The sequence below is a fragment of the Planktotalea sp. genome (assembly GCF_039984035.1).
Classification (GTDB): Bacteria; Pseudomonadota; Alphaproteobacteria; order Rhodobacterales; family Rhodobacteraceae; genus Planktotalea.
In genome coordinates this window covers 1-11,003 of record NZ_JBDWVM010000042.1, presented here as the reverse complement: position 1 = coordinate 11,003, position 11,003 = coordinate 1, and the positions used below count along the sequence as shown (strand labels likewise).

Below are 11,003 nucleotides of genomic sequence, written 5' to 3'. Positions count from 1 at the left end.
TTGATCCAGAAATACGGGATCGAAGTCGGCGGTGACGATGGCAAGCAAGAGTTTGACCAGATTGCCAGCTTCCGTCGCTTCCTCTTGTTCGCGCGCGACACCATTCGCTGGCGTCGCCCGATGGATCCGGACATTCACTGGTCGGCTATGTCTGGTCATGTGTCCACGTTCATCGTGAATGGTGGTCGCTATGACAAGATATTCTGGACCGAGCAATTCAACGACGGAATGCAGCAGGTGCTGGATCAGATCGAAATCCCGAATAAAGTTGATCTGAACGAAATTCCGCGTTTCAATGAAAGCGAAGGGCACGGTCCCAAGCGCGCGCATCCTGTTGAAGATTACTTCGACGATTTGTCGATGCATCTGGTCTATGAAATCTACAAACGTGATTTCGATCTGTTCAAATATGACTTCAATGACCCGTCCAACAAGATGCCAATCGCCGAGATTGATTTGGATGAGGTTCATGCCAAACTAGGCGATTGATCCTGAGTTTTTGAGAAAAGCAGAGATGCGATGAGAATTTTCTTGCATCGAATCATAAGGCATTTCTAATATAAGAAATGCCTTATGAAGATCAATTTGCTGCGCTCGCGCACCCGCTTCGACAACATATCATCACGTCCTTACAAAGCGGGGCGTGCACCGTTGGGGATCTCACCCAGACCTCTGGAGCGTCTCAACCTGTCGTTTCACAGCACCTGAAGGTTCTGCGCGATGCAGGTTTGATTATTGTTGAGCCACAAGGGACGAAGCGGTTTTACCGTATCGAACCTCAGAGCCTTGATGATCTTCGCAATTTTTTGACTGAGCATTGGCAGAACGCCCTGAATGGGCTCGCGCAAAAGGATGATTGAGATGATTGAACCTGTAGAAGTGCACGTGGTGCTCGACAGCACACCAGAGCAAGCCTTCAAAGCCTTCACCGACAATATCAATTCATGGTGGCCCGTTGAAAGCCATTCGATTTGTAAGGGGACGGTGAAGCTTGATCCCACCCTTGGTGGTGAGATAATCGAAACAGGGGCCGATGGCCAAACACATGTTTGGGGTCACGTTACGGAATGGACCCCCCCAAATAGTCTCAAAATTGAATGGTATGTCGGGCGCACACCGGCCGAAGGAACACAGATACATGTCACGTTCCTAGCAACAGACGACGGGCGCGTCGGCGTAACCTTAGTGCATTCGGGTTGGGAAATACTGGGTGAGTCTGCTCTCGAAACCCGCGATATGTATCAATCGGGTTGGAGCGGAATGTTGAATGGATGCTATGCGCCCCATCTCGCGTCATTGGCGTGACAGGGCGCTTAGACTTAGTTTTCTAGGCCAGCTTCACGGAACATCGCTGCGATGTTGGCTTTCGGGCGTGGGCCGACGTGGCCGATGACTTCGCCAGCGCAGATGCACCCCATTTTGCCACAGGTCTCCAGATCGCGGCCTGTCGCGAGACCGTAGAGGAAGCCAGCAGCGAATTGATCGCCTGCGCCTGTCGCGTCCACTGGAACGACCTCTTGTACTGGCACGTCAATGCGCTGATCGCCTGACATGATCGACACGCCATCGCCAGAGCGCGTGCAGACAGCCAGAGGGCAGATCGCGGCGAGCTTGCTGAGGCCTTCGTTCAGGTCATCCGTCTCAAAGAGCGACTTAACCTCTTCTTCGTTGCCGATCACGTAGTCGAGTTCGTTTTCGATCAAGCTCAGGAAATCCGCGCGATGACGTTCAACGCAGAATGGATCGGAAATCGCGATACCTGCTTTGCCACCTGCCGCGCGGCAGCTACGCGCGAGCTTGACGAAGGCTTCTTTGCCTTTGTCTTTGTCGAAGAGGTATCCTTCTAGGAATACGATTTCTGCGTCTGCGCCAACTTCAACAGGCACATCTTCAGGACCGAGTTCAGCAGAAATACCGAGGTAGGTGTTCATCGAACGCTCACCGTCAGGGGAGACGAAAATCATCGAACGGGACGTTGGTAATTCGCCGTTCTCAACAGGATCATTTACGAAATCGGTGCCTTCATCTGTCATCGCCTTTGCGTAGAATTTGCCAAGCGCATCGTCAGTCACGCGGCCCACAAACGCAGTGCGAAGCCCGAGCGATCCAAGACCTGCAATGGAGTTCGCAACTGACCCACCAGCGGCCTGCGTGCGCTCTGACATGGAGCCATAAAGCACCTCAGCGCGATCCTTTTCGATCAGCTGCATGATGCCTTTTTCGATGCCCATATTGGCAAGAAAGCTGTCATCGCTTTGGGTGATTACGTCCACAACGGCGTTGCCGATTCCGACGACTTTGTAAGTTTTCATTGGGTTTTGTCCTCGTAGGGGCAGAGATCTCTGATAATGCAATTTGTGCAGACGGGTTTGCGCGCTTTGCAGATATAGCGCCCATGTAAAATGAGCCAATGATGCGCGTGCTGCTGAAAGTCCACTGGAATATGATCCTCAATCGCGCGTTCCACAACGTCAACATCCTTGCCAGGGCAAATGCCTGTGCGATTACCGACACGGTAGATGTGTGTATCGACGGCTTGGCTAGGGTGTTTCCACCACATGTTCAGCACCACATTCGCCGTTTTGCGCCCAACACCGGGGAGCGAGACCAGCGCTGCGCGCGAATTTGGCACGACACCATCATAATCATCCACCAAAATCTGGCTGAGTTTGATCACGTTCTTGGCCTTGTTCCGATAAAGACCAATCGTTTTGATGTGCTCAATCACGCCATCCAGCCCGAGATCGAGCATCTTTTGCGGCGTATCGGCGATCTTGAACAACTCTTCAGTGGCTTTGTTTACACCGATGTCCGTCGCTTGCGCAGACAGGGCAACAGCCACAACCAACGTATAGGCGTTGGTGTGATTGAGTTCCCCGAGCGGTTCCGGCTCGGACGCTTCAAACCGCGAGAAAATCTCGCGAATGGTGTGATAGGGAAGCTGTTTTGCTGGTTTTGGCGTTGGGCTAGTCATGGGGCAGGGGTATGACGGGTTGGCTTCGTTGCGGCAAGTGTTGAACGTCAGACAGCTACAGTATCCGCCTAATTAGTGGTTAGAGCCTAAAAAATTTTGCCGGAAAATGATCTTCTTTTGTTGAACTCAGCCTCGGCCATATCAAATAGCGCCTCGGGAAACTCGTAGGCTAAGTCCGGCTTTTCTCAAACTCGGCCCAAGCTTTTTCAAACGTTTCAAAATCAAAACCGGCTTTGCGGGCTGGTTCTAGTATCAGGTGCTCAGTGGACAGTAATTTCTCGATTGCATCCTCCAGTGTTTCGATCACGTCCTTGGGAATGACAACAGCACCATGGCGATCTGCGTGAACCAAATCACCGTCTTCAACAGTAAGTCCAAAGATTTCGACGGGCGTTCCGATTTCTTTGACATGGACGAAGCCATGGCTGGGACCAATTGAACCAGCGATGACGGGGTACCCTGACGGGACATCGCCAAGGTCGCGCATAACACCGTTTGTCAGAGTGCCAGAAAGCCCAAATCCTTTGTGCACCGTCGTATTAATTTCGCCCCAGTACGCGCCGATGCAATTTGGGAAATCCGTATCCTCGACAACAGCGATGGCCGGCATGGGGGCGTGCGCCATGTGTTTGTAATATGCCTTGCGGCGTTCTTTGATCACCTCGGATGGCTCAGTTGGCGCATGAACGGCCGCAATCTTGGCCGTTCGGGCGTACCCAACAACAGCAGGCTCGTTTGGTGCACTGCACAGCATTGTTCCGCGGGTGAATGCATCAAAGCCGCGTTTTCCTTGGGCGACTTCGATCGCGTTGCAAACCGTTGGTGTGTCTACAGATTGCAAACGTTTGAGTAAGGATGGGGTCATGATTGGCTATCCTTCCACCAGTGCGGCGCCTTCAGAAAGGCTTGCAAGTTTGGCATATGCGATGTCTGGATCAACTGCGCCGAAACCAGCGAAAGTTCCGAAGCCGCAGTCAGAGCCTGCAACAACACGATCGTTGCCGACTATTCCGGTGAAACGTTCGATCCGTTGAGCCACTAATTCGGGATGCTCGACAAAGTTTGTGGTTGTGTCGACCACACCGGGTACAAGGATTTTGTTGTCAGGAATTTCGGATTTGCGGTCGCGAAACACTGTCCATTCATGAGCGTGTCGTGGGTTTGAGGTTTCAAACAATAGGTACTGCGCTTTGGCCGACATAAGGGTCGAAAAGACAGAATCCATAGGGATGTCGCAACAATGCGGACCCTCGTAATTGCCCCAACAGATGTGAATGCGAACCTTGTCTTCTGGGACGTTTTCCAACGCGTGATTCAAGGCTTCGACATGGGAGGCCGCGACCTTTAAGAATTCCTTTTCTGACAGGTCTTGGAAGAGCATGTGTCGCGACAACGCCAAGTCAGGGCAATCCAGTTGCAGATCAAGGCCCGAGGCAACAATCGTTTCGTATTCTTCGCGCATCGCGTCCGCGAGCGCGGCTAAGTATGCTTCACGAGTTTTGTAGTGATCGTTTTGCAAGAAGAGCGAGATCACCCCCGGAGACGCGGCATTCATGAAGCCACGTTCTACCCCGTGCTGCGTCATTGCGCTTTTGAGATTGTTGATATCCTTTTGCAGCTCACCTTGGCCTTTTGATTTTACATCGCCCGTGCACATTGGGCGCGCATATTGCGGTGTGCCACCCTCATCAGCCAGTCGTTTCAGAAACCCTGGAAACATCTTTAGATCGGCTGGCGCATTGCGCGGGCTGTCGCCGGAAAACCCAGTGTAACGATCCTTTACGTAAGTGGCATATGAGATTTTTGAGGTTTCGCCATCACTTACAATATCGATACCAGCGTTGACCTGTTTGGCGACTGTTTCTGCAACCGCTGAAGTCATCGCCGCATCAAAAGCAGCTTGATCGAAAGGTTGCTCGTTTTCACGCGCGAAAATGAAATCGACGACATCTTGGGTGCGCGGCAAACTGCCAACATGTGAGGTTAGGATTTTAGTCATTCTATTTCTTTCAAATGTCACGAGCGGGCGTTTCTATTTACCGGTCCAAGTTGGTCCTGCAGGATCGTCGTTTGATACCACGCGATACAGGCTGGCTTCGCCTGTCATGCTGGGGTGTAACCTATGCGAGAAACCGGCTGGCAGAAGACATGTATCGCCGGGGTTTAAGGTCGATGATCCCCCATCCCAAGACAGTTTCCAATGTCCCCGCATCGGCATCAAAACAACAGAGAATTCAATCGAGATTGGCTGGTCATCTAACGATCCACGCGTAATGAACTCGACATCAAAACCCGGTTTGTCAGGAAGGATAGCATCGGCGCCGATGACTTTTGCAGGTGATTTCCCTGCTAGTCCCATCAAATCAAGGTAACGGGCCACATGGCGCGGGATCACGTCCAAAGCAGTCGGCTCAGGCATTTTGGCGAGCTCTGCATCGTTTAAAACCGGCATCGGTTTCACACCATCGGGCAGAGTGGCCCCTTGTTTGGTGTCGTAGAGTTTTCCGTTTTCACCAAGAACCAGCCCGTGTTGTGCGGCATCCTGGATCACTTGAGGAGCCCAAGTGACGCCGCCGCCTGCATCGTTGCCGCCTAGAACAGCCATGATCATTCCGTAATCGGTACCGATGTTTTCAAACCCGCGGAATATGCCCGTTGGAATGTTGATGATGTCACCTTCTTCCAAAGTGACCTCACCCGCATCGCCCCATCGACCCCAAAAGAAACGCCAGCGTCCCTTTAGGACAAAGAACACTTCAGCCGTAGTGTGGCTGTGTAGTGAATTACGGCACTTAGGCGGTTGGCCTGCGGCACCAATATTGAAGCCGGGCGTGTCATTGATATGCACATGCTGATCCGCGCTTTCACTTACCCCGCCACCAATGATGGTGAAATTTTCCTTTTGATCGCTACCCGGCGTGTGAGCGTCAATGAAGGCGGTCTTGCAGGGGATCAAATCGCCATAACGAACAATCCGTGTTTCCATTTCTTTAGGTGTCATGGGTTTACCCTGTCTTCATCGCGATCTGTTTCCAGATCGAAGTTTCGTCAAAAAGCGTATATTCGCGGCGAATGCCCCAAGGGCCGAATTCGACATGGCTGATCCCCATCACATGCACTTCGGCACCTGAGGGTTCACCAAACGCGCCCCAACCATCATGCTTGCCTGTTAGGCTCCAGCGGATCGCTGCGCGGGGCGGCATCATCGGGTCTTCGCGTCCGATTTGGTGATCAATTGTAAAGGTGGCTGATGGGAAAGCTGCCCGCAAGCTGATCCAAAAATCATCCACACCATCGGTAGAAAGGAGTTCCTTTCCACCGGGGTAAAACCCTGTAACCGCGCGGTCGTATTCGGCAGGAATAACGCCCAAGTCTGCGCCCATAATTCGGTTCAAAATATCTGCGTATTTTTCACCCCATGCGTTGTCATTACCGCGACCTGTGTAGGGGCCAGCCTTATCGATGGAAGGATGGAACGGCTGCACACATTTGTCAGCGCCGCCTTCGCGTTCAATCAAATCAACCGCATATTCTTTGGGATCCCAGCCAAGTTGACGCACGACCGCGCCTTGGTCGCGGATCAACCATTCGTCATTGATTTGATTGTTGATCGCATGACAATCGGCGATGATACGGTAGCGCAGTTTTTTGCCAGTAGCTTTGCCATAAACACCATCGCCCAAATGGGTCGCTGTTGACAAAATGCGATGGGACGAAAGCATGCCCTCTTCCGGTGTACCTGACCAAATCACATCTTCGCCGAGGAGCCGCCGATCAGGAAATTCGGCGAGCGTTGCCATGGTGGCACCGATCACACCTTTATTCCCGAACACGATTGAGCCGGGGGAGCGTACTGGAATGTCGGGGGCATAGTAGTGGTGCAGCGTGGCGAGCTTGCGCTGTTCCCAAATTTCCCGGGTGATTCCCAAAATATAGTCGGGAAAATCGGTGAACCGATCTGAGAAACCTTTCATGGGGTCCATCCTTCTGGAATTTTGGCAGAGCTTCTTATGACGAGCGGGCTGTCCACCTTGATATGACGTGGCTCGGAAGCCGGATTGCTGATCTTATCGAGCATCAGACTGACCGTTTCTTCGACCATAACATTCGCGCGTTGGCGAACGGTGGTCAGATCATAAGCTGCCCAAGCTGCGGGCGGAACATCGTCGTAGCCTACGACGCTGACGTCTTCTGGAACGCGCAGTCCCAATTCGCTGCGGACGACGTCCATGACGGCAAATGCCATGTGATCTGTCGCAACAAAAACAGCGTCAGGTGGGGTAGGGCAATCGAACATTTGGCGTGCGGCTTCTTTGGCACCTTCAACCGTAAATTGGCCGAGCCCATGTGCTGCCAAGGGCAAACCTGCTTGAATTAAGCCATCCCTAAAACCAGCCTCACGCTCCCTCTGAGTAGACGCGCCTTCCCAACCGCCGATATAGGCGATGCGTTGGTGACCTGCCGCTGCAAAAAAGGCCGCAACGGATCGACCACCCGCAAAGTTGTTAGAGGTGACAGCAGAGTGGTCCGATGTATCGAGTGACCGGTTAAACAAAACGACCGGAACACCTGCGGCTTCACATCGCGCTGTCAAATCGCTTGAGATGCCAACACTGGCCGTGATGATGCCATCGACTTGGTAATCCAAGAGCTCTTCGATCACCTGATCTGTTGATTGGGTATCGTTCGAGGCCATGAAAACCAGGATGTGATATCCTTCGGACTGCAATGAGTTCGATAACTTCTCAAGGGCTAAAGGGTAAAAGTAGTTGTCCAAATAGGCGACAATCAATCCGATGATCCGGCTTTTCCCCGTGATCAATGATCTGGCGAGGACATTGGGACGATAGCCAAGCTCCAAAGCTGCTTGGCGCACTTTAAGCGCTGTTTTTGGGCTGACTGACGCACCTTTGGTGAACACGCGGCTCACAGCTGATTGACTGACACCAGCCAGTTGGGCGACTTGCAAAGAGGTAACGCGATCTGCCATCAGCCTGCTGTCCAACCTCCGTCCACGAGCATGTGCGTGCCCGTGACCAATGACGACGCATCGGACGCTAAATACAGCGCGGCGCCCATGATGTCTTGGACCTCGCCCATGCGGTCCAATTTGATTTTATCCTTGATCCATTTGGACCGTTCCGGATCATCCAAAGTCGCTTGGGTCAACGGTGTTCGAATGAACGTCGGGCAAATCGTATTGATGCGGATGCCCAGCGGTCCCCATTCAATCGCCATGCTTTTCACCATGCCCTCGATCGCGTGTTTGGATGCGCAATACACCGTTCGATCTGTTCCGCCGACATGGCCCATCTGTGATGAAATATGGATGATTGATCCCGCAATATTCGCAGCTTTCATAGCCTGCGCTGCATAGGACGATAAGAAATATGCGGACCGCAGATTGATGTCCATGACCGCGTCAAAATCCTCGAGTGAGGTCTCTAAGGCGGGTTTGTGACGTGCCATTCCCGCCGAATTGATCACGACATCGAAAGGGGTCTGCATCACGTCTTTCAACGAGCCAAGGTCGGCTTGATCGAGGATGAGCGCCTGCGCGTTCCATCCTTTATCAGTCATGGCTTGCACTGTTTCATTCAGGCGGTCAGCACCACGGGCGGCGCAGACAACAGATGCGCCTGCTTGGGCCATCGCAACGGCGCAGGCCTGGCCTATCCCCGAAGAGGCGCCAGTGACGAATGCACGTTTGCCTTCCATCGAAAACGAAGGTGTGACTGGTAAGTTCATGCGCTCTCTCCAACTGGGAAACTCAGAGGCGACATATGTCGTGCTTTGTTGAACTCGCGCAACCTCGCAAAGACATCAACGCCGAGTTGTCGATACACATCGAGCAAATCGACCAAAACCCAGTTCTCGCGAATTTTGTCGCCGTCTAAGCGCCAGAAATCCAAAGACCGCATTTCGATCTTTTGCCCATTCGGTGCAATCCCTAACCATCCTGATCCTGTAACTGTCTGCACCATATCGGGCCATCCAGTTACAGCGACATAGTCGCCCTCAGCGAAGAAATGGAAAGTAGTTTCATCGGGAAACTGACCGCGATCAGGCATCGCGTTTAGGAATGGAATTTGGTGCCAATGACGAAAGCCGGAAATGCCTCGCGCGGTTCCAATCCCGGCGGGACCGTACCAAGTCATCTTCGGATGCCAGAAGCGTTCAAGTTCCATGGCCTCCACGGGTTCGACCGGATGGCGGCTAAGGGCGGTTAGCATATCGAGCACATGATTTTGGCAGAATTTGGCACGTTGTGTTTGGTCCGTTGCATCTATCATCCCGTCTTGGGGGATCGGGCCGGGGGTATGCCATTCGCGGCCTAAACTTGGGGCCATAGGCCATGCATCGGCTTGCATCATCAGCTCTGGGATATCCCAAATCGCCTGAACTTCGGCCACATGCCCGTTAACGATGCGGTAAAACTCATGGAACCGCATGTGGGCCAAATGACCGGTTGGTGGAATGTCAAGAAAGGGCGCTACAAAGGTTCCAACATACGACCCACAGCATCCAACCCAATCGTGGCCTTCGGGAGTTTTCCCACTAACAAGTATTGTATCGCGCCGTTCTACATCGGGCATGCCTGTGAGCAATGGTGCAAAGCAGGTACTATAAAGCGCATCGGCAGAAAGATCACCAAAGGGGTGACACATATGAACAACTGCATCGGGCGCCATGATTTGTTCTAAAACAGTTTGCACGTTCGTAGCGTCAAAATCTCGTAGTGCCGCCAATAGCGGACCGATCGAGGTGGCATTGTCACGTGCTAAGGTCATCTAGTCGTCCGCATCTCGATACGGCGCGCCCGTGCCATAGGGGACGTTAATCCCACCGTAGCGGCGCACTCGGATATTGCATTGTTCAGCATGACCTACAAAGCCTTCAAGCATGCACAAACGGCTGCCATATTCGCCGACGAGCGTTGCGGCTTCATCAGTTGTGATCTTTTGGTAGGAATGCGTTTTGAGGAACTTCCCAACCCAAAGCCCGCCTGTATAGCGGCCGGCCTTTTTGGTTGGTAACGTGTGATTGGTCCCGATGACCTTATCGCCGTTCGAAACGTTGGTACGTGCCCCTAAGAACAGCGCACCGTAGCAGGTCATATGTTCCAGAAACCAATCATCACGATCCGTCATGACCTGAACGTGTTCGGATGCGATATCATCTGCGACCGCGAGCATTTCGTCGTAAGTATCGCATAGGATAACTTCGCCATAATCGGCCCAACTGACAGATGCTGTGTCTGCCGTTGGCAGGATTTCCAAAAGACGGTCAATTTCACGCAAAGTATCTTCGGCCAATTTACGAGAGTTGGTGAGCAAAACAGCGGGGCTGTTATAGCCGTGCTCCGCTTGGCCAAGAAGATCGGTGGCGCATAATTCCCCGTCAACGGTGTCGTCGGCAATTACCATTGTTTCAGTCGGACCCGCAAACAGATCAATCCCAACGCGGCCGAACAGTTGACGCTTTGCTTCTGCCACGAAGGCATTTCCGGGGCCGACAAGCATATGCACCGGTTTAATCGTTTCGGTCCCGATCGCCATTGCCCCAACAGCTTGGATACCACCCATCACATGAATTTCATGCGCGCCGCCCAAATGCATAGCCGCGATCACGGCAGCGTTTGGTTTGCCGTTAAACGGCGGGGTGCACGCAACGATGCGGGGAACGCCAGCAACGGTCGCGGTCGCTACGGACATATGGGCCGATGCGACCATGGGAAATTTGCCACCGGGGACGTAACAGCCAACCGATTGCACGGGGATATTTTTGTGACCCAAGATCACGCCGGGCATAGTCTCTATTTCCACATCGAGCATGCTATCGCGCTGGGCTTGGGCAAAATTGCGCACTTGTTCCTGTGCAAACTTGATGTCGGCCAATTCGCGATCTGAGAGAGATGCGATTAGGTCTTCAATCTCTGTTTCAGACAATCTGAATGATGTCGGCGCGTAGTTGTCAAATTTCTTGGAGAGATCACGCACAGCGGCGTCGCCGCGACGTTCGATATCTT

The 11,003-nt window shown here is 52.7% G+C and carries 13 protein-coding genes; 3 read left to right on the top strand and 10 right to left on the bottom strand.

Annotated features, from left to right (window positions below):
• From ABJQ89_RS01895 to ABJQ89_RS01885, 3 genes are all read left to right on the top strand, one after another.
• Positions 1-489: sulfotransferase family 2 domain-containing protein (locus ABJQ89_RS01895; protein WP_348494584.1), on the top strand; the 489-nt coding region annotated here is incomplete at its 5' end.
• A 77-nt stretch (positions 490-566) separates the two neighbouring features.
• Positions 567-860 (top strand): metalloregulator ArsR/SmtB family transcription factor, encoded by a 294-nt coding sequence (locus ABJQ89_RS01890; protein ID WP_348494583.1) that lies wholly within the window; start codon positions 567-569, stop codon positions 858-860.
• Between the two features lies 1 nt (position 861).
• On the top strand, positions 862-1,305 hold the full coding sequence (locus ABJQ89_RS01885; RefSeq protein WP_348494582.1) for an SRPBCC domain-containing protein: 444 nt from the start codon (positions 862-864) through the stop codon (positions 1,303-1,305).
• A 14-nt stretch (positions 1,306-1,319) separates the two neighbouring features.
• Here ABJQ89_RS01885 and ABJQ89_RS01880 read toward each other — a convergent pair whose 3' ends face one another.
• The 10 genes from ABJQ89_RS01880 to hisD all read right to left on the bottom strand — a co-directional run.
• Positions 1,320-2,312: an adenosine kinase gene (locus ABJQ89_RS01880; protein ID WP_348494581.1), complete on the bottom strand. Its 993-nt coding sequence runs from the start codon at positions 2,310-2,312 to the stop codon at positions 1,320-1,322.
• Positions 2,309-2,974 (bottom strand): endonuclease III, encoded by a 666-nt coding sequence (gene nth / locus ABJQ89_RS01875; RefSeq protein ID WP_348494580.1) that lies wholly within the window; start codon positions 2,972-2,974, stop codon positions 2,309-2,311. Before nth ends, ABJQ89_RS01880 begins: the two co-directional genes overlap by 4 nt.
• 169 nt (positions 2,975-3,143) lie before the next feature.
• Entirely contained in the window at positions 3,144-3,839 is a 696-nt protein-coding gene (locus ABJQ89_RS01870; RefSeq protein ID WP_348494579.1) for an RraA family protein, read from the bottom strand.
• Between the two features lie 6 nt (positions 3,840-3,845).
• Positions 3,846-4,973, bottom strand: coding sequence for a cobalamin-independent methionine synthase II family protein (locus ABJQ89_RS01865; RefSeq protein ID WP_348494578.1), 1,128 nt, complete (start codon positions 4,971-4,973; stop codon positions 3,846-3,848).
• Between the two features lie 33 nt (positions 4,974-5,006).
• Positions 5,007-5,975, bottom strand: coding sequence for a cupin domain-containing protein (locus tag ABJQ89_RS01860; RefSeq protein ID WP_348494577.1), 969 nt, complete (start codon positions 5,973-5,975; stop codon positions 5,007-5,009).
• A 4-nt stretch (positions 5,976-5,979) separates the two neighbouring features.
• On the bottom strand, positions 5,980-6,948 hold the full coding sequence (locus tag ABJQ89_RS01855; protein ID WP_348494576.1) for an ester cyclase: 969 nt from the start codon (positions 6,946-6,948) through the stop codon (positions 5,980-5,982).
• Positions 6,945-7,964: a LacI family DNA-binding transcriptional regulator gene (locus ABJQ89_RS01850; RefSeq protein WP_348494575.1), complete on the bottom strand. Its 1,020-nt coding sequence runs from the start codon at positions 7,962-7,964 to the stop codon at positions 6,945-6,947. Before ABJQ89_RS01850 ends, ABJQ89_RS01855 begins: the two co-directional genes overlap by 4 nt.
• A complete protein-coding gene (locus ABJQ89_RS01845) occupies positions 7,964-8,722 on the bottom strand; it encodes an SDR family oxidoreductase (RefSeq protein ID WP_348494574.1) in 759 nt (252 codons plus the stop codon). The genes ABJQ89_RS01850 and ABJQ89_RS01845 overlap by 1 nt, the downstream gene beginning before the upstream one ends.
• The gene (locus ABJQ89_RS01840; RefSeq protein ID WP_348494573.1) at positions 8,719-9,765 is read right to left on the bottom strand and encodes an ester cyclase; all 1,047 of its coding nucleotides are present in this window, start codon (positions 9,763-9,765) and stop codon (positions 8,719-8,721) included. The genes ABJQ89_RS01845 and ABJQ89_RS01840 overlap by 4 nt, the downstream gene beginning before the upstream one ends.
• A partial coding sequence (hisD, locus tag ABJQ89_RS01835) for a histidinol dehydrogenase (RefSeq protein ID WP_348494572.1) occupies positions 9,766-11,003 on the bottom strand: 1,238 nt, incomplete at its 5' end.

Excerpts from the sequence above, each read along its gene's own strand:
- nth (WP_348494580.1), bottom strand. The coding sequence starts at position 2,974 with ATGACTAGCCCAACGCCAAAACCAGCAAAACAGCTTCCCTATCACACC.
- ABJQ89_RS01840 (WP_348494573.1), bottom strand. The coding sequence starts at position 9,765 with ATGACCTTAGCACGTGACAATGCCACCTCGATCGGTCCGCTATTGGCG.
- ABJQ89_RS01855 (WP_348494576.1), bottom strand. The coding sequence starts at position 6,948 with ATGAAAGGTTTCTCAGATCGGTTCACCGATTTTCCCGACTATATTTTG.
- ABJQ89_RS01870 (WP_348494579.1), bottom strand. The coding sequence starts at position 3,839 with ATGACCCCATCCTTACTCAAACGTTTGCAATCTGTAGACACACCAACG.
- ABJQ89_RS01890 (WP_348494583.1), top strand. The coding sequence starts at position 567 with ATGCCTTATGAAGATCAATTTGCTGCGCTCGCGCACCCGCTTCGACAA.
- ABJQ89_RS01860 (WP_348494577.1), bottom strand. The coding sequence starts at position 5,975 with ATGACACCTAAAGAAATGGAAACACGGATTGTTCGTTATGGCGATTTG.
- ABJQ89_RS01865 (WP_348494578.1), bottom strand. The coding sequence starts at position 4,973 with ATGACTAAAATCCTAACCTCACATGTTGGCAGTTTGCCGCGCACCCAA.
- ABJQ89_RS01880 (WP_348494581.1), bottom strand. The coding sequence starts at position 2,312 with ATGAAAACTTACAAAGTCGTCGGAATCGGCAACGCCGTTGTGGACGTA.
- ABJQ89_RS01850 (WP_348494575.1), bottom strand. The coding sequence starts at position 7,964 with ATGGCAGATCGCGTTACCTCTTTGCAAGTCGCCCAACTGGCTGGTGTC.
- ABJQ89_RS01885 (WP_348494582.1), top strand. The coding sequence starts at position 862 with ATGATTGAACCTGTAGAAGTGCACGTGGTGCTCGACAGCACACCAGAG.
- ABJQ89_RS01845 (WP_348494574.1), bottom strand. The coding sequence starts at position 8,722 with ATGAACTTACCAGTCACACCTTCGTTTTCGATGGAAGGCAAACGTGCA.